17 protein-coding genes are annotated in these 19,020 nt (G+C 72.5%); 8 read left to right on the plus strand and 9 right to left on the minus strand.

All coding sequences use genetic code 11. From position 1 onward, the window contains the following. The first annotated feature begins 2 nt into the window (after positions 1-2). Positions 3-353 (plus strand): hypothetical protein, encoded by a 351-nt coding sequence (locus tag AB0M02_RS20735; protein WP_364229005.1) that lies wholly within the window; start codon positions 3-5, stop codon positions 351-353. Here the strand turns inward: AB0M02_RS20735 and AB0M02_RS20740 are convergent. Both AB0M02_RS20740 and AB0M02_RS20745 read right to left on the minus strand, forming a co-directional pair. Beyond that, a complete protein-coding gene (locus tag AB0M02_RS20740) occupies positions 350-922 on the minus strand; it encodes a dihydrofolate reductase family protein (RefSeq protein ID WP_364229007.1) in 573 nt (190 codons plus the stop codon). The genes AB0M02_RS20735 and AB0M02_RS20740 overlap by 4 nt on opposite strands. 25 nt (positions 923-947) lie before the next feature. Further along, a complete protein-coding gene (locus AB0M02_RS20745; RefSeq protein WP_364229009.1) occupies positions 948-1,565 on the minus strand; it encodes a helix-turn-helix domain-containing protein in 618 nt (205 codons plus the stop codon). Between the two features lie 127 nt (positions 1,566-1,692). Between AB0M02_RS20745 and AB0M02_RS20750 the strand changes: the two genes are divergently transcribed. Both AB0M02_RS20750 and AB0M02_RS20755 read left to right on the plus strand, forming a co-directional pair. Next, positions 1,693-2,778: an epoxide hydrolase family protein gene (locus AB0M02_RS20750; protein ID WP_364229538.1), complete on the plus strand. Its 1,086-nt coding sequence runs from the start codon at positions 1,693-1,695 to the stop codon at positions 2,776-2,778. 36 nt (positions 2,779-2,814) lie between these two features. After that, positions 2,815-4,374 (plus strand): methyl-accepting chemotaxis protein, encoded by a 1,560-nt coding sequence (locus AB0M02_RS20755; protein WP_364229011.1) that lies wholly within the window; start codon positions 2,815-2,817, stop codon positions 4,372-4,374. A gap of 3 nt (positions 4,375-4,377) precedes the next feature. Here the strand turns inward: AB0M02_RS20755 and AB0M02_RS20760 are convergent, their stop codons facing one another. Both AB0M02_RS20760 and AB0M02_RS20765 read right to left on the minus strand, forming a co-directional pair. Next, on the minus strand, positions 4,378-5,409 hold the full coding sequence (locus tag AB0M02_RS20760) for a hypothetical protein (RefSeq protein WP_364229013.1): 1,032 nt from the start codon (positions 5,407-5,409) through the stop codon (positions 4,378-4,380). A 56-nt stretch (positions 5,410-5,465) separates the two neighbouring features. Beyond that, positions 5,466-5,933 (minus strand): MarR family winged helix-turn-helix transcriptional regulator, encoded by a 468-nt coding sequence (locus AB0M02_RS20765; protein ID WP_364229015.1) that lies wholly within the window; start codon positions 5,931-5,933, stop codon positions 5,466-5,468. Positions 5,934-6,014: 81 nt separating this feature from the next. Here AB0M02_RS20765 and AB0M02_RS20770 point away from each other — a divergent pair, with 81 nt between their 5' ends. Continuing rightward, a complete protein-coding gene (locus AB0M02_RS20770) occupies positions 6,015-7,958 on the plus strand; it encodes a hypothetical protein (protein ID WP_364229017.1) in 1,944 nt (647 codons plus the stop codon). Here the strand turns inward: AB0M02_RS20770 and AB0M02_RS20775 are convergent. Beyond that, positions 7,955-9,157, minus strand: coding sequence for a helix-turn-helix domain-containing protein (locus AB0M02_RS20775; protein WP_364229019.1), 1,203 nt, complete (start codon positions 9,155-9,157; stop codon positions 7,955-7,957). The genes AB0M02_RS20770 and AB0M02_RS20775 overlap by 4 nt on opposite strands. A gap of 52 nt (positions 9,158-9,209) precedes the next feature. Beyond that, on the minus strand, positions 9,210-9,851 hold the full coding sequence (locus tag AB0M02_RS20780; protein ID WP_364229021.1) for a nucleotidyl transferase AbiEii/AbiGii toxin family protein: 642 nt from the start codon (positions 9,849-9,851) through the stop codon (positions 9,210-9,212). Between the two features lie 40 nt (positions 9,852-9,891). Here AB0M02_RS20780 and AB0M02_RS20785 point away from each other — a divergent pair, with 40 nt between their 5' ends. Genes AB0M02_RS20785 through AB0M02_RS20795 form a run of 3 tightly spaced genes read left to right on the plus strand, consistent with a single transcriptional unit; the run spans position 9,892 to position 11,439 of the window. Further along, positions 9,892-10,317 carry a class I SAM-dependent methyltransferase gene (locus AB0M02_RS20785; protein ID WP_364229023.1) on the plus strand — a complete coding sequence of 142 codons (426 nt, stop codon included), beginning with the start codon at positions 9,892-9,894 and terminating at the stop codon, positions 10,315-10,317. 46 nt (positions 10,318-10,363) lie between these two features. Continuing rightward, positions 10,364-10,999: a TetR/AcrR family transcriptional regulator gene (locus AB0M02_RS20790; protein WP_364229025.1), complete on the plus strand. Its 636-nt coding sequence runs from the start codon at positions 10,364-10,366 to the stop codon at positions 10,997-10,999. Beyond that, entirely contained in the window at positions 10,996-11,439 is a 444-nt protein-coding gene (locus AB0M02_RS20795) for a hotdog domain-containing protein (protein ID WP_364229027.1), read from the plus strand. Before AB0M02_RS20790 ends, AB0M02_RS20795 begins: the two co-directional genes overlap by 4 nt. On the opposite strand, the gene AB0M02_RS20800 is transcribed toward AB0M02_RS20795, so the two are convergent. From AB0M02_RS20800 to AB0M02_RS20810, 3 genes are read right to left on the minus strand one after another with little or no spacing between them, the layout of a single operon-like run. Beyond that, complete coding sequence (locus tag AB0M02_RS20800) at positions 11,424-13,604, minus strand: tetratricopeptide repeat protein (protein ID WP_364229029.1); 2,181 nt, start codon at positions 13,602-13,604, stop codon at positions 11,424-11,426. The genes AB0M02_RS20795 and AB0M02_RS20800 overlap by 16 nt on opposite strands. 22 nt (positions 13,605-13,626) lie before the next feature. Next, positions 13,627-15,882, minus strand: a complete 2,256-nt coding sequence (locus AB0M02_RS20805; RefSeq protein ID WP_364229031.1) for a tetratricopeptide repeat protein — start codon at positions 15,880-15,882, stop codon at positions 13,627-13,629. A 50-nt stretch (positions 15,883-15,932) separates the two neighbouring features. Further along, positions 15,933-17,981 carry a tetratricopeptide repeat protein gene (locus AB0M02_RS20810; protein WP_364229033.1) on the minus strand — a complete coding sequence of 683 codons (2,049 nt, stop codon included), beginning with the start codon at positions 17,979-17,981 and terminating at the stop codon, positions 15,933-15,935. Positions 17,982-18,265: 284 nt separating this feature from the next. Here AB0M02_RS20810 and AB0M02_RS20815 point away from each other — a divergent pair, with 284 nt between their 5' ends. Continuing rightward, positions 18,266-19,015 (plus strand): cytochrome P450, encoded by a 750-nt coding sequence (locus AB0M02_RS20815; RefSeq protein ID WP_364229035.1) that lies wholly within the window; start codon positions 18,266-18,268, stop codon positions 19,013-19,015. Positions 19,016-19,020 lie beyond the last annotated feature (5 nt).

Consider the following 19,020-nt stretch of genomic DNA (forward strand, 5'->3'; position numbering starts at 1 on the left):
TCATGAAAGTGTCACCGCTGTCACGGATCAGAATTCGCGTCGGCGGGGTACACGTGGTGGGGCGGGAGTACGTCGCGAGGACGGGCGGTGAGTTCGGGTTGGCAACCAGGGACACGCGTCGGCAATTCGAGGAGATCGTCGGGCGGTTGGCCGCCGAGGACCCCTTCTTCAGTAATCCCGGGCGGAGGATCCCGGGGCGGGCGACTCTCGTCGTCCTGGCTGTCGCCGGTGCGGTCGTGTGGGGCGGACTCTCGGTCCTGATGGTGATCTGGGGTGCCGTCGGCGTCCTGATCACCTGCGTGACCGTCGCCGCCGCGATCATCACCGGCGTGTTGATGACAAGACGCCGCTAGAGAGCCCGATAGTGCAGCACGACCACTCCGCTGACCAGCGGCGTGGCGTCGACGAGCGTGAACCGCCGCGGGTCGAACCCGTGCGCCGCGAGCCGGACACCGTCCCCCGCGACGATCGGGTTCACCTTGAGCACCAGCTCGTCGATCTCGGAGTGCAGCTGACCGGCGAGGTCACCGCCGCCGGCCAGCCAGATGTCGCTGCCCGGCTCCCGCTTGAGCTTGCCGACGAACGCGACCGGGTCCTCCGCGACGATCTGGACCGACCGGTCCGGTGACCCGGTCAGGGCCCGGGAGAACACGATCTGCCGCAGGTGCGCGTAGGGGCTGGTGATCCCCTCCTTGAGCGCCGGCTCGTAGGTGTTCCGGCCCATCACCACGGTGTCGAACACCCGGTTCGGCAGGTCGCCGATCCCGAGCGCCGCGCGGACATGCGTGGGCACGGTCTCCGGATATTGCCCGGTCATGAACGCGACGACGTCCTCGGGGACGCCCATGAACTCCCAGGAACCGTCGGGTGCCGCGATGAAGCCGTCGATGGTGCTGGCGACGAAGTACACGAGCTTGCGCATGACGCCACCATGCCACGCAACCTGCTCATGACGGCTGCCGCCAGCGCCCGTTGACCTCGCTCCGGGTCGGTGGCGGCCCCGGCAGTGATCCGCCGGCGCGCAGCCCGTCGAGCAGGACCGACAGGTATCGGCGGCGCAGAGCGGTGGTCCGCCCGGGATCGGCGACGCGGACGGCCGCGCACATCTCCAGCAGCATCGCGATGTCGTCGAGCGCGACGCCCTGCCGCATGTGTGGCCTCGCCCGCTCGAACAGGGCGCCGGCCAGCGCGTTGGCCCGGGCCGCGTCGGCTCGCATCTCCGCGGTGGGGGTGAACGTCCCGGCCAGGTGCACGGTCAGGGAGTGCACGTCCGCCTCGACTACGCCGGTCAGGAACCGCTCCAGGGCCGTCCAGCCGTCCGACTCGGCGCCGGCCCGCTCCGCCTCGCCGATGAACGTACGCAATCCGTCGTGGCACAGCGTGCGGAGCAGGTCCTCCTTGCCCGCGTAGCGGCGGTAGAGAGCGCTGATGCCGACACCGGCGCGCTCGGCGACCGCCGAGATCGGGGCGCGCTGGTCGGCCAGGAACACCTCGCGGGCGGCGGCCAGGATCGCCACGTTGTTGCGTACCGCCTGCTTGCCGCGTCCCGGCGCCGCGCTCGTCATGGTTCCACGATACCAAACGGAATGAAGTATTCCGCTCCGCTTCAGTACGTGGTAGGTTCAAACGGAACGAAACATTCCGCTTCGATCAACGCCGTGAGGCAAGAGCAGAGGAGCCGAGATGTCCGAGATCCGTCCGTTCCACATCAACATCTCCGAGGCTGACGTCCAGGACCTGCGGGACCGGCTCGCCCGCACCCGCTGGACCCCCGAGATCCCCGGTCAGGGCTGGCAGCGTGGTCTCCCGGTCGATTACGTACGCGACCTCGCGCAGTACTGGGCCGACGGCTACGACTGGCGCGCCGCCGAGGCGCGGCTCAACGAGCTGCCCCAGTTCCTGACCGAGGTCGACGGGCAGACGCTGCACTTCGCACACGTACGGTCCGCCGACCCGGACGCGACCCCGCTGCTGATCAGCCACGACTGGCCGGGGTCGTTCGCGGTCTACCTGCCGGTCGTCGAGGCCCTGCGCAAGGAGTTCCACCTGGTGCTGGTGAGCAACCCCGGCATCGCGTTCTCCGGTCCGCTGGTCGCGCCGGGATGGCACGCCCGGAAGACGGCCTCCGCGCTCAACGAGATCATGGCCAGGCTGGGCTACGAGCGCTACGGCGTGCAGGGCACCGGGGGTGGCGCCGCCATCGCGGTCGAGATGGGCCGGCAGGCGCCGGACCGGGTGATCGGCGTCCACGTCAACGGGCACATCACGTTCCCCTCCGACGACCCGGGTGACTTCGCCGGGCTCACCGAGGCCGAGCAGGGCCGGCTGGGGCGGCTGCAGGAGTTCCGTGACGACAAGATGGGTTTCAACTTCATCCAGTCGACAAGGCCGCAGACCCTGGCGTACGGACTGCACGACTCCCCGGTCGGGCAGCTGGCCTGGATCGCCGAGAAGTTCGTCGAGTGGACCGACACCGAGGTCGACCGCGACCTGCTGCTCACCAACATCAGCCTGTACTGGTTCACCGGGACGGCCGGCTCCTCCGCCAACCTCTACTGGGAGGCCGCGCACGACCCGGAGGCCTGGACGCCGAAGCCGAAGTCAACGGTTCCGCTCGGCGTGGGCCTGGGCGTCACCGACATCACCATCCGGCGGTTCGCCGAGCGTGAGGCGCCGGTCACGCACTGGACCGAGCTGCCGTCGGGCGGCAACTTCCTGCCGGCCGAGCAGCCCGAGCTCTTCGCCGAGGACGTGCGGGCCTTCTTCCGTACGCTTTGATCTAAGTCCCGTGGTTTGGGCGCCGAAGTGAACGGTATGCCTCGTCTTGCCGACCTGAGCGTCAACCAGCGCTTGTCGTCGATGGTGGTGACCGGTGTCCTGGTCGCCGCCGCGCTGACCGGCATCGGTATCTGGTCCCAGGAACAGCTGACGAGCAAGCAGGAGACGCTGAACGCGTACACGGTGACCAAGGCCGCGCTCAACCACCTCGACACCCGGGAGAGCGAGCTCAAGGTCGACGGGTACCGGGCGGCCTACGGCGAGGACGTGACCGGCGACGCCGCCGACGACGTGGTCTCGGCAACCGAGGCACTCGAGGCGGCCACCCGGTACGACCTGGGGCCGCTGAGCGAGTCGATCCGGGCGCTGGACGGGCCGGTCCGGGACTTCAACGACTTCGTCACCCAGTTCGTCGGTGACGCGCAGAAGGACCGGGCCAGCGTCGCCGGGCGCTACGAGTCGATCGCCGAGCAGAACGGCGTTGTCGACGACCAGATCGGCGCCATTCACGAGGACATCGACGCGGCGATCGTGGACCGTCAGGCCGAGATGGCGTCGACCAAGACCTCGGCACGCTGGTGGATGCTGGCGCTGGCCGTGGCCGGTCTGCTGACGCTGGTGCTGCTCTCGATCCCGCTGGCCCGGTCGATCCTGGGCCCGGTCCGCGAGGTCGGCGCGGTGGTCGGCGCGCTGGCGGGAGGTGACCTCACCCGCCGGACGCGGATCACCGCCAAGGACGAGCTGGGCACGATGGCCTCCGAGCTGGACCGCGCCCTGGACAGCATCCAGACGGCGATGCAGCGGCTGGCCGCCAACGCCGACACCCTCGCCGGTGCGGCCACTGAGCTCTCCGCCACCAGTCAGGAGATCGCCGGAGCGGCGCACGACAGCGACCGGCAGACGGCGGCCGCGTCCAGCGAGGCCGAGGAGATCTCGCGCAACGTGCAGACGGTGGCGGCGGGCAGCGAGGAGATGGGCGTCTCGATCCGGGAGATCTCGGAGAACACCAACCACGCCGCTCAGATCGCCGGGCAGGCGGTCACCGAGGCCGCCCTCGCCACCAAGCGGATCGAACAGCTGGGGGACTCGTCCGCGGAGATCGGCAACGTGGTCAAGCTGATCACGCAGATCGCCGAGCAGACCAACCTGCTCGCGCTCAACGCCACGATTGAGGCGGCGCGGGCCGGTGAGCAGGGCAAGGGCTTCGCGGTGGTGGCCAGCGAGGTCAAGGACCTGGCCCAGGAGACGGCTCGGGCCACCGAGGACATCAGCAGCCGGGTCGCCGCGATCCAGCAGGACACCGGGGCGGCCGTCGAGGTGATCAGCCGGGTGAGCGAGGTGATCGCGAAGATCAACGACTATCAGACGACGATCGCCAGCGCGGTCGAGGAGCAGACCGCCACCACGGCCGAGATGAGCCGCAGCATCAACGAGGTCTCGGTGGGCAGCAGCCGCATCGCGACCAGCATCGCCGAGGTCGCGCGGGCCAGCTCCATCGCCGTCGCCGGCACCGGCCAGACCAACCTGGCCAGCGCCGAGGTGGCTCGCACCGCCGAGGAACTGCGCGCCCTGGTGAGCGCCTTCAACCTGGGATGATCCCTAGCGGCGGCGGGCGACCACGATGCCGAGCGCGCCGGCGGCGAGGAGCAGGCCGACGCCGGCCACTATGAGGCCGATCGGGAGGCCGTCGCTGTCCTTGACGGGTTCGAGCGCGGCCGGTGCCGAGGAGGCGGGCGCGGGGGCGGGCGGTGCCGAGGAGGTCGGTGCGGGAGCGGCGACCGGCTCCGGCAGGGGATATCTCAACAGGTCGGCGCTCTTGCTGTCGCCGGTGACCTCGGAGATCGTCAGCAGCGAGGTGCCGTCGGCGCTGTAGGCCACCGACTCGCCCTGCGGTTCGTCCGGCAGGGCGATCACCGTCGGCTTGCCCTCGCTGAGCGCCCGCACCAGGTCGCCGTCGGGAACATCGAAATCAAAGGCGTCAGCGTACGTGCGGAGCACAGCTCGCCGCCCGTCCGCGCTGGTCGCGCCGCCCGTCACCACGAGCGTGCCGGGCAGCCCGAACGGGTTGCTGGTCCCGGTCACCGGGATCGCGACGTCGCCGGCCCGCCGCAGCGGTGTGGTCTTCTCGGCCGACAGCTGCGCGGTGGGCACGTAGATCCCGGCCGTCATCGGGTCCTTGGTCACCACGACCGGCGTGCCGTCCGCCGCGATCAGCAGAGCCTCCGCGTCGTGGGCGCCGTCCGGATAGGACATCCGCAGCAGCGTGGGCTTCTTCGCCCCGGGCGCCAGCCGCCACAGCGCGATCGTGGCCCGGTCACGGCTGTTGTCACCGATGTCGCCGACCCACAGCGTCCCGTCCGGCCCGCGGGCGAGATCCTCGGTGTCGCGCGGCCGGGACGGGTAGGACACGGTCTTCTTCACCCGGCAGCGCCGGTCCAGGAAGAAGATGCGCCGCCCGGAGGACTCGTCGACGCCGTCGTTGATCACCACGTACCCGTTCTGGTCGGTGGTGAGCCCGGAGATCTCGGTCAGCCGATCGTCCGTGACCGGGCACACCGCGTCCGGCGCCTGCTGCGACACGGGCGCGGCGGTCAGCAGCGCCGCCAGGACGGCCCCCGCGGCCGGCACCATCGCTTCCCCCTCGCTGCCGTACCGGTCCCGGGCGGTACCGCCGGGGCGTCTCGAAACTACCCGCTTCCCGCCACCCCGGCGGTGTTGCGGATCATCCGCTGGAGCACCTTGAGCGCCGTCACGTAGTCGGCGTCGTCGACACCGGCGTGGATCTCACTGCGGATTTGGGGTGCGCAGGCCTTGAGATCGAGACGGGCGGCCTCGCCGGCCTCGGTGATCCACAGCAGGCCGTCGTCCTCGCCGACCCGCAGCCATCCGCGCTCGACCAGCACCTCCGCCTCGGCCGCGAGGTCGTCCTCCGGCCGTAGGTATCCGCGCATGGCCCGCCGCAGCTCGTCGACGGTGCGCCCCCGGCCGTCGGGGGAGAGATCGTGCGCGGACAGGTTGCGCAGCAGCCAGAACTGCGGCTGGGTGAACCCGTGGTCGGCCTGCCGCGCGCGGGTGTAGGCGATCAGGGCCTCGTAGGCGACCCCGGTCCAGTACGCCGCCGGTTGCCCGGCCAGCTCAGCGTCGGTCATCGTCATGCCCGGACCGTAGAACCTCAAGCCGGGTTCACGTCAACGGGCGGGGTCGCGACAAGATCATGTCAGCCCTATCCTGGCCCGATGTCCTCGTCACCGACCGCGCCGCACGGCCTCTTCGACGCCGTCGTGGGTGGCTGGGAGCTGGCACTGACCCGTCGCCGCCGGCTGCTCACCGCGCAGGCACCGGCCCTGGCCGTGATGTTGGTCGCCTTCCTCGCGCTGGACCTGAGCGCCGGCCGCGACCACACCCTGCTGCTCGACGGTGTCGTCACGCTCGACGACGGCGCCTCCGCCCAGGAGTGGCTCCGAGCCGTCCTGGCGCCCGTCTGCTGCCTGGTCGCTCTGGCCGCCGGCGTGCTGGCCCTGGCCGGTCCCGATCCGGACCGCCCGGTCCGCAGCGCGCTCGGCCGCCTGCCGATGCTCTCCTTCGGTCACCTGCTGGCCGTCGCCGTCGCGTTCGCCGCCCTGTGGGTGCTGCGCAACATGGCCGGCGTCGTCCTCTTCATCGCCATCCTGGCTCTCGGCTCGGCCCGTGTCCTGCTCGAACTCGTCACCTCCAGACCGCGCTGGTCCGCGGTCGCCGGTGTGGTGCTCGGCGGGTACGGCCTGGCGCTGCTCCTGGCCTGGATCGCCGGCCGCGTCGTGCCGCAGATCCTCGCCGCACCGGCGAACATCATCGTCCTGGTCGTGTCCCTCACCGCGACCGCCGGCATCGTCGCCCTCCAGGCCGACCCGCTGCCGTCCCTCGCGAGCGGCGCGGCGGACAGAGCGGGCGAGCCGGCAGGGGCGGACAAAGCGGGCGAGCCGGCAGAGGCGGACAAGGCGGGCGAGCCGGTGGCGGCGGACAAGGCCGGGCGGGTCTGGCCGGCGGTCGCGGTGCTGATCGTGCCGCTGCTGCTCTCGGGCGGCGTGGCGGTGGCCAACCCCCTCGGCGCCCCGGTGATCACCACCGACGAGGGGCCCGCCGGCGGGGCCGCCGCCGTCGCCTGGCCGGCCGGGCAGCATCCGGTGATGGTGACGACCATGGGTGTCCGGTTCTGCGACACCGACCTGTGCGACCGCTACACCGGCCAGACGGGCGGGCCGGCTCTGTGGGACGTCCACGGTGCGGCCGCCATCGGAGCGGACGGAACGGTCGCCAAGGCGGCCATCTCCGGCGGGGTGGGTGACGGCGGGCCGTTCGTGCACTACGCGCGCTGCACCCGGGACGGCTGTCCCGAGGCCTGGGTGCCGGTCCGCCGGTCGGCGCGGGAGGAGTTCGACGATGAGGGCGGCATGGTCGAGCTCGCCGTGGCACCGGCGCCCGACGGTGCCGTCTGGTTCTTCCTGGCGATCCCGATTCCGCCCGCCAAGGGCACCGTCGCCGCGAATCCGGACGACGAGTTCCCGGCCGGCCGCCGCTACCGGCTCACGCTGATCCGGTGTGCGGGTGTCCCGTGCGCGGCGCCGCAGCGGCACGACGTCGGCACGATCGACCGGACCCCCGCCGACGGCTACCCCGACGGCCGCCGGGCCCGTCTGACGCTCACGCCCGACGGCAGCCCGCTCGCCACACTGTGGATCGGGTACTCCCTGCACCAGATCACCTGTGATCCGGTCACCTGCGCCAACCCTCGGACCGCCGACCCCAGCGCGGCCCCGCCCGGCGCCACCTGGCTCCCGCCCGCCACCCTGGGCGGCCCGGCGATCTCGCTGGACACCGGCCTGCTGCGGCGGGACCTCGACGAACAGCTTCTCACCGGCCGGGCGGCCGCGGAGTCCGGCGGGCTCGCGCGGACACCCACCACCCTCTACGCCGCCGAGGCCGAGCCGGGAACCCGGCCCACGACCGGCTTCCAGATCACCGTCGGCACCGCGCCGGCCTACTGGCGGCAGGTTCTCTGGCGATGCCGTGACCAGCGCTGCACCCGTACACCCCTCGACGTGTACGAGGGTGTCGCCCGGCCGGAACAGATCGCGCCGGGGCCCGACGGGCGGGTGCTCATCGTGCGCGAGGACCGGACTCTGCTGGTGAGCAACCTTTAGACGCCCATCCGCGCACACAGTCCCCGCAACTCCGTGCCACCGGCCGCGCGGCGGGCCCGTTCCAGCAGAGACCGGGTCGTCTCCTGGGCCACGGCTGAGGTGTGGATGTGCTGCGGCGCGACGCGTTCGGCGGTGAGCAGGAACCGCAGCGCCTGTTCCTCGCGGCCGCGCATCCTTGCCAGCGCGCGGGCGGTGTCCGCGTAGAAGAACACCTGCCGGAACCCGGCCGGGATCACGGCCGGGGACGTCGCGCGGGCCAGTTCGACCGCGCGGCCCGGCGAGTCGCCGTCCACCTCGATGCCGATGCACCAGATCGCCACGTTGGTCGGGCCGAAGTAGAGGCCCATCGTGCTCGTCTCCCCGCTCGTCGCGGCCAGCGCGGTGGCCTCCGCGACCCATGCGCGGCTGTCGTCCGGGCGGCGGGCGCCGCGGGAGGCGTGCGCGCACATCAACTGCAGCGTCCCGGTCAGCTCGGCGCCGCCCGGCCGCCCGGTGGAACCCCGCAGAGCGTCCACCGCCCGTGTGCCGAGCGCGAGTGCCCGCTGCCATGAACCACAGACGGATGCCGCGCAGGCGCGCGCGTATTCCGCGTACCCGAGAAGAATTTGATCCTCCGTCGCCTCGGCCGCCGACCGGCAGCGTTCCGCGCCCAGCCAGGCCTCCGCCGGATGACCGAGGTTGCGAAGCACCGAGGATGCGATGAACGTGGCGTCGCACAGCATCCGCAGCGCCTGGCCCCGCTCCGGCCCGGAGGACGCCGCGTGCAGGTCCCGCAGCAGATCCGGCAGCAGCCGGGCCGCGCCCGCATAGCCGCAGGCCTGCCGGAGCGTGTCGACCAGAGCGAGGGTACGGGTGAGCTGCGCGAGAGGAGGCGCGGTGCGCTCGGCGGGCTCGGCCGGATCGATGTCGATGAGTGCCTGCCGGAGCGCGTGCACCCCCGCGTGCGCCGCGACGACGTTCCGGTCGGTCGCCGGAACCGGAGCACCCGCGAGATCGGAGGGCGCGCAGTCGAGCGCGGTGGCCAGGTCGGCGAGCATGAAACGGTTGTCGGCGGCGAGATGACCGCGTTCGATCCGGCTCCAGGTGGTGTGCGACACGCCGGCGCGGCTGGCGGCGAACCGGATGCTCCAGCCGCGCAGCAGGCGGCGGGCCCGGACGCGTTCGCCGATGCTGGGGTCGGCTGTCGGTCGTGGCGTCATGCCTCTGACAGTAGGCAGGCGGCGGCCCACGATGGTGCATGCCCGCACCGGGTCAGTCGCGGGGCCATCCCTTCAGCCGGCCGCGAAGCTCGGCGATCGCCTCCCGGGCCAGGCCGTACAGCGCGAACCGGGCGTCGTCGATCCGGTCCAGATAGCGCCCCGCGTCCGCGATGTCCTCCGGGTCGAGGGCCGGATCCGCCGCGTGGGCCAGCTCCATGACCTGCTCCAGCGGATAGCGTTCGAGGGCCGCCGCGACGTCGATGTAGTCGCGCACCTCGCGCCGGCTGACCAGCGCCGCGACCTTCGTGGCGACCAGGTCGTCCAGGTGCATGACCGGTCCGACGTCCATCACCACCGGCGCGCGGTGCCGGTCCAGCCGGCACAGCGTCAGCCGCAGCGCCCGGTGCTCACCGGCGACGAGGAACTCCTGGATGTCCGCGTCCATCCCGGCGAACAGTTCGTCGCCCTCCTCGCGCACCACCCGGTAACCGGCCGCGGTCAGCGCCGCCGTCACCTCGCCGGCCGCCGCCTCCACGCCACCCGCGGTGTCGGTGAACAGGTCGACGTCCTCGGTCGGCCGCGCCACCAGGCCGTTCACCAGCCACGCGACCCCGCCGCCGAGGACGAACCCGTGCTTGTCGGCGACCGCGAGCGCGATCCGCGCCACGTCCCGGAAGAAGTCGTTGCCACTCACGGCGACCAGGTTACGGAACCCCGGCGGCTACGCTGCGGCCATGTCGGCTCGGCTGCTGGAGATCGTGGAGGCGCTTCCGCTGCGGGCGGACTCGCGGGTGCTGGAGATCGGCTGCGGGCCGGGGGTGGCGGCGCGAATGGTGGCGGCCCGGCTGGCCACCGGGCACATCGTTGCGATCGACCGGTCGGCGGCGGCCGTCGCGCAGGCGCTGGCCGGATCGGCGGCGCAGATCGAGGCGGGGCGGATGAGCGTACGGCAGTGCGCCGCGGAGGATCTCGAACCGCTGGCCGGGGAGGAGCCGTTCGACCTGGTGTTCGCGGTCCGGGTCGGTGCGCTGGACGGGCGGCATCCGGTGGCCGGGCGTGCGGCGATGCGGCGGCTCGCACTGGTGACCACCGCAGGCGCGCGTCTCTTCATCGACGGCGGCGACCCGCTGCGGGAGCTGGTCATCCCTCGGCCGGAGTGATCTCAATTATATTTACGACCGGTCGGTCTTTTTGTAGGGTCGACGCATGACGACGGACGGCAGGCTGGCCCGCGGGGAGCGGACCCGCGTCGCGGTGCTGGACCAGGCACTGCTGCTCGCGACCGTGGCCGGGCTCGACGGGCTGTCGCTGAACCAGGTGGCCGAGGCGCTCGGTGTCAGCAAGTCCGGGCTGTTCGCGCACTGGCGGTCCAAGGAGTCCCTCCAGCTGGCGGTCATCGAGCACGCCCGCCGGCAGTGGACGGACCTGGTGATCCGCCCGGCACTGCGCGAGCCCGCCGGCGTGCGCCGGCTGTGGGCGGTGCACCTCAGCCGGCTGCGGTTCTACGAAGACGGTGTCCTGCCCGGGGGATGCTTCTTCGCCAACGCCCAGTTCGAGTTCAACGCGCGGCCGGGAGTGATCCGGGATCGGCTCGCGCAGGTGCTGGGCGAGTGGATGGCCTTCCTGACCACGCTGGCCGCCGACGCGGTCGACCGGGGCGAGCTGGATCCCGGAGTGGATCCGGGACGGCTCGCCTACCAGACCGAGTCACTCGGCGTCTGCGCCGTCATGCAGGCGCCACTGATGGGGGCGGAGGCGACGTTCCTGCAGGCCAAGCGCTCTCTGCTGGACCAGCTGCACGCCCTCGCCCCCGATCCGACGATCCTTCCGGAGGAACCGTGACCACCGTTCTCACCCATGGCGACGTGGTTCGCCTGCCCGTGCACTTCGACGACCTGGACGCGATGGGGGTGCTGCACAACTCGCGCTACGCGGTGCTCGTCGAACGCGCGATAACGCTCTGGTGGACCGAGCGCGGTGTCTCGTTCTCCGGCGGCCGGCCCACCACGCCGGACGCCTTCAACGTGGTCCGGGAGTACTCGATCACCTTCCACCTGCCGGTGCGGGGGACCGGCGAGGTGGCGGTCCACTTCTGGCTGGAACGACTGGGCGGCTCCAGTGCGGACTACCGCTTCCGGGTCACCAGCGTGGACGGCGACACGGTGTTCGCGGAGGGGCGGCGGGTGAACGTACGCCTGGACCCGCGCACCATGCGCCCCGAACCGTGGACCGACCACGGCCGCTCGATCGCCGCGGCCCTGGTGCGTCAGGCGCCTGCCTGATCCCGCCAGTATTCGGCCTCGGCCCTGGTGGACCGGGTGTCCGGGTGGTCGGGGCCGAGAACCCGGAGCCGGTCGGCGAGCAGTTGCTCGTACGCCTCCGCGGCTCCCTCGGGGTCGCCCGCCTGGCCCTTCCAGCGTGCGAGATTGCCCCGCGTGTTGAAGGTGTGCGGGTGGTCCGGGCCGAGCACGCGCAGCCGGTCGGCGAGCAGCGGTTCCAGCGCGGCGGCGGCCCCGGCCGCGTCACCGGCGTGGCCACGCCAGTAGGCGAGCGTGTTCCGGGTGCTCAGCGTGCTCGGGTGATCGGGGCCCAGGACGCGTACGCGATCCGCGAGCACCTGTTCCAGCGCGCTCGCGGCACCGCCCGCGTCGCCTGCCTCGCCCGTCCAGTAGGCGAGGTTGTGGCGGGTGCTGAGCGTGCCCGGATGGTCCGGCCCGAAGACCCGCAGCCGGTCGGTGAGCAGCTGTTCCAATGCGGCGGCCGCCCCGGCCGGATCGCCCGACTGGCCGCGCCAGCGAGCGAGGCTGCTGCGGGTGGTGAAGGTGTGCGGGTGGTCCGGCCCGAGCAGGCGCAGGCGGTCGGTGAGCAGCCGCTCGAAGCCGGCGACCGCGAGCGCCGGATCGCCCGCCTCGCCCCGCCAGCGAGCGAGATTGCCGCGGGTGCTCAACGTGTACGGGTGATCGGCCCCCAGCACGCGCAGGCTGTCGGCGAGCAACTGTTCGTACGCCGCGGCGGCACCCGCCGCGTCGCCTGCCTCGCCCTGCCACCGTGCCACGTTGTGGCGCGCCGCCAACGTGTCGGGGTGATCCGGCCCGAACCGCCGGTGGGCGGCGCGCCCCATCACGGTGAAGTAGTCGCAGGCCAGTGCCACCAAGCCGATCTCACCCAGGCTGTTGCCGGCCCGGAACAGCACGGTTTGCACGCTGTCGGGCATGGACGTGAGGTGCTCGGCCAGCGCCACGGTGTTGGCGCGCAGCCGCTGACCCAGCCGCCTCGTCGCCGGGTCGCGTTCGATGTCCGGCCACAGGCGCAGCATCGCGTCGGCAGCCGTGATCACCACCGGCTGACGCTCCTGCTCGGGGGTGCTCTCGCGGGCCACACGCTGGATGAGCGCGTGGACCCGGACAGTGTCGGCGTCGGTGTCGGCCAGGCTCAGCCGGTGCAGCACCCGCAGCGTGTCGTGCACCCGGTCGGCGTCCACCGGGTGCCCGAGGCGTGCCACGCAGTGGTCGAGCACCGCGCGGGTGGTGAAGAGCCGGGCGGGTATGCCGTTGGGGTCGAGGACGGCGGCGAGTCGCAGGACGATCGGCGCCAGGTCGCCGGCGGCCTCGACGGACAGGTTCCAGGCCCGGGCGACGGGCACGCTCTGCTGGTCGGGCAGCGCCTCCGGGTGCAGGCGCACGAGCGGGTGGCGGCTGAGCCGGTGCCGATAGGCGGCGCAGGTCAGGTCCTGATCGATCATGTACGCGGCGGCCTGCGCGAGGGCGAGCGGAAGGTGCCCGAGGTCGGCGGCGAGCTCACCGGCCTCGCCGAGTCGTGCCGGGTCGTCGCCGAGAAGCCGGGTGAGGTACGCGACGGCCTGCTCGGCGGTGAACACCCCGACGTCGACGAGTTGCCGCCCGGCGAGCAGGGCCGCGTCCCGGCGCCGCGTGGTGACGACCGTGCGCCCGGTCGCGGTGTCCGGCGGCCAGAGCCCGGTCAGATCGCCGGGATCGGACAGGTCGTCGAGCACGACCAGCCACCGCCGCTCGGTGCCGGCCAGCCACGACAGCAGCCGGACGGCCGCCTGCCCCGGGTCGGTGTCGTCGAACCCGGTGATCTCACCGGCGGCCAGCGCGTACGTGGACAGGATGCTCGTGCGGGACGTGGCGGTGACCCAGACCAGCAGATCCACCGCGTCCTCGGACCAGAGCCGCTCGGCCAGGTTCGCCGCGAGCTGTGTCTTGCCGACGCCACCCAGCCCGGCCACCACCTGACAGACCACGGCCGTCCCGCCGGCACCCACCCCAGCGAGATCCCGGTCGGCGGGCCGTGGCTGCCGCCCGTGCGCGGCGCGCGGAACCACACCCACCCGCCGCGGCCAGGTCACCGGGCCGCGCTGCCCGAAGTAGTTGTGCTGCGTGTTCCGGTCACCCACCTGCACGCCTTCCGCGTGCGGAAGGCTCACGCGCTCAACAGCGCCGTCCGGATCAGCGTGCATCGGCTCGGCGCCGCCACAGGTTGATCTCCGTTTGGATGCCGTTGATGTCGGGGTGGGCCGGGCCGAAGATCCGCAACTTGTCGGCGAGCAGCTGTTCGAACGCGGCTGCCGCGCCGGCTGGATCGCCGGCTCTCCCTCGGCACTGCGCCAGGATGTGACGTGTGGTGAGGGTGTGTGGATGTTCCGGTCCGAGGATCCTCAGGAAGTCGGGGAGCACAGCCTCCAACTCGGCGGCGGCGCCCGCTGGATCACCGGCCTGCCCTCGCCAACTGGCGGCGTTGCCGCGATTGGTGAGGGTGTCGGGGTGGTCCGGTCCCAGGATGCGCACACGATCGGCGAGCAACTCCTCGAATGCGTCGGCCGCGCCGGTCGCGTCACCGGCCTCACCGCGGCAGAACGCCAGGTTGGCACGAGCGGTCAGGGTGTGCGGATGGTCGGGCCCGTTCACCCGCGCGCAGTCGAGAACCAGCTGCTCCAATTCGGCCAGTGCGCCCGCCGGGCCGTCCGCCTCGACTCGCCAGCGTGCGAGGTTCTGGCGTGTGGTCAGGGTACGCGGGTGATCAGGCCCGTGGATCCGCACCTCGTCGGCGACCAGCACCTCGAGGGCGTCCGCAGCCTCGGCGGCGTTGCCGGCATGGCCCTGCCACTCCGCGAGGCTGTGGCGGGTGGAGAGCGTGTTGGGGTGATCGGGCCCGTGGGTCCGAAGGTCGTCGGCGAGCAGCCGCTCGAACGCGGCTGCCGCGCCGGCCGCGTCACCGGCCTCACCCTGCCAGTTGGCCTGGTGAGCCCGGATGGCGAGGATGTCCTTGTGGCCGTGCCCGAACAACGTGGTGGCGGTGGCGTACATCTGTTGATAGTGAGCGCGGGCCGCGGCGACCAGGCCGATCTCCCCGAGACTGTTCCCGGCCGAGTACAGCACCGCGTGCGCGCTCCCGCTGCCGTCGGCGGCGCGCCAGAGGAGCGGATCGCTGTTGTTCGCCAGCATGGCGGTGTTGGCGCGCAGCTGCTGCCCGAGGCGGCTGGTCGCCGCGTCGGGCTCGACGGGCGGCCATATCTGCGTCATGGCGTCAGCCGCGGCCAGGGTGACCGGATGCCGGTTCGGTTCCGGTGTCGACTCGCGGGTGACGCGTTGGACGAGGGCGTGGATCCGGACCGCCGTGGTCGCCTCGCCGGCCGGGCCGGTCATCTCGATCAGGCTCAGCCGGTGGAGCGCGCGGATCGCGTCCTGGACGTCGTCAGCGTCCACCTCCGTTCCCAGGCCGGCCGCGTAGTGGCGCATCGCGGCCTCGGTGGTGAACAACTGGGTGGGAATGCCGTTGGGGTCGAGGAACGCGGCGACCTGGAGGATGACCGTCGCGAGGCCCCCGGTGGCGGCGTCGGCGGCCTCGATGGACAAGGTCCAGGCCCGGCCGACGGGCTGACTCTGCTGGTCGGGCAGCGTCTCGGGGTGCAGCCGGGCCAATGAGTGCCGGGCGAGCCGCTCCCGGTAGGCGCCGCAGGAGAGATCCTGGTCGAGCATGTACGCCGCGGCCTGCGCCAACGCCAGAGGAAGGTGGCCGAGGTCGGCCGCGAGCTGATCGGCGGAGGCCAGCCGGGCCGGGTCGTCGCCGAGCAGCCGGGTCAGGTAGGTGAGGGCCTGACCGGGAGTGAACACACCCACGTCCACCAGACCGCGGCCGGCCAGGAGCGCGGCGTCGCGGCGCCGGGTCGTCACGACGGTGCGGCCCGCCGGGGTCTCCGGCGGCCAGAGCCCGGTCAGGTCGGCGGGGCTGGTGAGGTCGTCGAGGACGATCAGCCAGCGGCGGCCGGTGCCGGCCAGCCACGAGAGCAGGCGGGTCGCCGCCGCCTGGGGGTCGGGGTCGTCCACGCCGCTGATCTCACCGGCGGCCAGTGCGTATGTGGACAGAATGCTTGTGCGGGACGTCGCGGTGACCCAGACCAGCAGGTCCACCGCCTGCTCGGCCCAGAGCCGCTCGGCCAGGTTCGCCGCCAGCTGGGTCTTCCCGACGCCGCCCAGCCCCGCCACCACCTGGCAAACCACAGTCGTCTGCCCGGCACCGACGTCGGCGAGGCTCTGGTCGGCGGGCCGGGTCTGCCGGCCGTGCGCCCGGCGCGGCACCACACCCACCCGCAGCGGCCAGGTGACCGCGCGGCGCTGCCCGAAATAGTTGTGCTGCGTGTTGTTGCTGCCCGCCTGCACACCAGCGGCGTGCGGCAGGCTCACCGGATCGGGCGGGGCGGCCATCAGGTCCCGAGATTATCGGCGCCGCGCGGACCGGCACACACCCGGCGGTGTCAACTTCCGGCTCTTCTGCGCCACTCGTCGAGGCTCGCCCGGGTGTACGTGGTGTCGGGGTGGCCGGGGCCGAGAACGCGCAGCCGGTCGGTGAGCAGTTGTTCCAGGGCGGCGACCGCGGTGGCCGGGTCGCCGGCCATGCCCTTCCACTGGGCGACCTGGCCGCGCGCGGTCAGCGTGTCGGGGTGGTCCGGGCCGAGCAGCCGCAGGCGGTCGGCCAGGAGCTGTTCGAGGCCGGTGACGGCGGCCGCCGGGTCGCCGGTCTCGCCGCGCCAGCGCGCCAGGATGCCGCGCGCGGTGAGAGTGTGCCGGTGGTCGGGGCCGTGCACCCGGGTGAAGTCGGCGACCGACCGCTCGAGCGCGGCCACGGCGCCGGCCGGGTCCTCCTGCCAGCCCCGGGTCACCACCACGTTGTGGCGTGTCTTGAGCACGTCCGGGTGCTCCGGCCCGTACCGTCGCAGATATTCGCCGAGCAGGTCCTCGAACGCGGCCACGGCGCCCGCCCTGTCGCCGGCCTCGCCGCGCCAGTAGGCGATGTTGTGCCGGATGACGAGGGTCTGCGAGTGGCCGGGGCCGTGGACCCGGGTGGCGCCGGCCATCAGTCCTTCGAGGACGGCGGCGGCACCGGTCGGATCGCCGGCGTGGCCCTGCCACTCGGCGAGGCCGAGACCCGCGGACACGGTGTCACGATGGTCCGGGCCGAAGTGCCGGAGGGTGTAGGCGTACATGTCGGCGAAATACCGATGTGCGAGAGCCACCAGGCCAGTGTCGCCGTAGCTGTAACCGCAGCGGAACAGCACCTCATGAGCGACGGCATGGCCGTCGCGGCTGCGCCAGAGCAGGGCGCCGGCGTTCACGGTGAGGGCGTAGGTGTTGGCGCGCAACCGCTGGCCCAGCAGGCCGGTGGCGGCGTCGCGCTCGACTCGCGGCCACACCTCGGTCATCGCGTCGGCTGTGACGATCGCGAGAGGGTGCCGGTCCGGCTCGGCGGTGGTTTCGCGGGCGGTCCGCTGGACGAGCGCGTGGATGCGCACGGTGCCGGCGTCGACCTCGGCAAGGCCGAGGCGGTGCAGCGTACGCAAAGCACCGTGCACGTCGTCGGAACCGGCCCGCCACCGGTAGTAGGTGAGCGCCGCCCGCGCCGTGAACACCTCGACGGGGATCCCGTTGGGGTCGAGCAGCGCCGCCATCCGCAGGACGGCCTGTGCGAGACCCCCGGCCGCCGCCACGGACAGGGCCCAGGCGCGGGCGACCGGGACGCTCTGCTGGTCGGGCAGCGTGCCGGGATGCAGGGCGGTCAGCGGCTGGTGTGCGAGACGGCTCCGGTATGCGGCACAGGTGATGTCCTGGTCGAGGATGTACGCCGCGGCCTGCGCCAGAGCGAGCGGCAGGTGGCCGAGATCGGCCGCGACGTGGTCGGCCTCCGCGAGGCGGACCGGATCGCCGCCCAGCAGCCCGGTCAGATAGGCGGTCGCCTGCCCCGGGGTGAACACGCCGACGTCGACCAGGCGGCGGCCGGTCAGCAGGGCTGCGTCACGGCGCCGGGTGGTGATCACAGTGCGGCCGCGGTCCGTGGCCGGTGGCCAGAGCCCGGTCAGGTCGGCCGGGTCGGCGACGTCGTCCAGGACGACCAGCCAGCGCCGGTCGGTCCCGGCCAGCCAGGACAGCAGGCGGTTGGCGGCCTGTTCGGGGTCGGGGTCGTCGGTTCCGGTGACCTCACCGGCGGCGATCGCACAGGTCGAGAGGACACCGGCCCGGGTGGTCGCGGTGACCCAGATCAGCAGGTCGACCGCGCCCTCGGACCAGAGCTGCTCGGCCAGGTTGACGGCCAGCTGCGTCTTGCCGACGCCGCCCAGGCCGGTCACCACCACGGCCTCGCCCGCGCCGGCCAGGTCCCGGTCGGCCGGGCGGGGCTGACGGCCGGTGGCCGGTGGCGGGACCACACCCACCCGGCAGGGCCAGCTGACCGGCCGGCGCTGCGTGAAGTAGTTGTGCTGAACGTTGTGGTCGCCGACCTGCACGCCGTACGCACGGGAGAAGTCGGCCATCAGGTGAACCTATCGGCAAGATCCGCCGCCCGGCCACACCGGACAGTAAGCTGACACGAGCTCTCCAGTGACGTCCGTCGATGGGAGGTTCGCGGTGACCGGCCCGGCTGAACAGGCGAGAAGGACACAGTCGACCACGGCACTGCACCGGCTGCTGCCCACGGAGTTCCTCTCGCGCACCGGCCGGCCGTTCGACCCACCCGCCGCGCTGCGAGGACGGCAGGCCGTAAGGAGGGCACCGAGGCCGACCTGGTCCGGCGTACACCCTGCCCATCCCGTCGCTGGTGATCTGCGAGCTGCTGGGTGTCGACTACGCCGAGCGCGACCGGTTCCAGCAGCGCACCGCCACCGCGCTCAACGCCACGACCCCGCCGGACGAGCGGATGCGGGCCGCCGCCGGCCTCTACGCCTTCATGGCCGAGCTGGTACGCGCCAAGCGCGAGACCCCGGGAGACGACATCCTGTCCGGGCTCATCCGCGACGCCGACCCGCCGCTGACCGACGCGCAGCTCACCGACATCGCGGTCGTGCTGCTCGGCGCCGGACACGAGACCACCGCCAACATGCTCGCGCTCGGCACGTTCGCGCTGCTGCAGAACCCGGCGCAGCTCGCCGCGCTGCGTGGCGACCCGGCGCTGCTCGACAACGCGATCGAGGAGCTGCTGCGGTTCCTCTCGATCATCCAGCTCGGCGTGAGCCGAGTGGCCACCGAGTCCATGACGGTCGGCGGGGTGGACATTCCGGCCGGGGCCACCGTCGTCATCGCCACGCCGGAGGCCAACCGGGACGCCCGGCAGTTCGACGACCCGGACCGGCTCGACGTGCACCGCCCGCGTCCCTCGCACCTGGCGTTCGGGCACGGCATCCACCAGTGCCTGGGCCAGCAGCTGGCCCGGGTGGAGATGCGGGTCGGCCTGAGCGAGCTCTTCACCCGGCTGCCGGACCTGCGGCTGGCCGTGCCCGCCGAGCGGGTCCCGCTGCGCAACGAGATGCTCGTCTTCGGCGTCCACGCGCTGCCGGTCACCTGGGCGTGAACAAC

It is taken from the genome of Actinoplanes sp. NPDC051861, from assembly GCF_040681145.1.
Classification (GTDB): Bacteria; Actinomycetota; Actinomycetes; order Mycobacteriales; family Micromonosporaceae; genus Actinoplanes.

Coding starts and splice junctions, on each gene's coding strand:
- AB0M02_RS20740 (WP_364229007.1), bottom strand. CDS start 922: ATGCGCAAGCTCGTGTACTTCGTCGCCAGCACCATCGACGGCTTCATC.
- AB0M02_RS20770 (WP_364229017.1), top strand. CDS start 6,015: ATGTCCTCGTCACCGACCGCGCCGCACGGCCTCTTCGACGCCGTCGTG.
- AB0M02_RS20755 (WP_364229011.1), top strand. CDS start 2,815: ATGCCTCGTCTTGCCGACCTGAGCGTCAACCAGCGCTTGTCGTCGATG.
- AB0M02_RS20790 (WP_364229025.1), top strand. CDS start 10,364: ATGACGACGGACGGCAGGCTGGCCCGCGGGGAGCGGACCCGCGTCGCG.
- AB0M02_RS20775 (WP_364229019.1), bottom strand. CDS start 9,157: ATGACGCCACGACCGACAGCCGACCCCAGCATCGGCGAACGCGTCCGG.
- AB0M02_RS20805 (WP_364229031.1), bottom strand. CDS start 15,882: ATGGCCGCCCCGCCCGATCCGGTGAGCCTGCCGCACGCCGCTGGTGTG.
- AB0M02_RS20765 (WP_364229015.1), bottom strand. CDS start 5,933: ATGACGATGACCGACGCTGAGCTGGCCGGGCAACCGGCGGCGTACTGG.
- AB0M02_RS20735 (WP_364229005.1), top strand. CDS start 3: ATGAAAGTGTCACCGCTGTCACGGATCAGAATTCGCGTCGGCGGGGTA.
- AB0M02_RS20745 (WP_364229009.1), bottom strand. CDS start 1,565: ATGACGAGCGCGGCGCCGGGACGCGGCAAGCAGGCGGTACGCAACAAC.
- AB0M02_RS20760 (WP_364229013.1), bottom strand. CDS start 5,409: ATGGTGCCGGCCGCGGGGGCCGTCCTGGCGGCGCTGCTGACCGCCGCG.
- AB0M02_RS20810 (WP_364229033.1), bottom strand. CDS start 17,981: ATGGCCGACTTCTCCCGTGCGTACGGCGTGCAGGTCGGCGACCACAAC.
- AB0M02_RS20785 (WP_364229023.1), top strand. CDS start 9,892: ATGTCGGCTCGGCTGCTGGAGATCGTGGAGGCGCTTCCGCTGCGGGCG.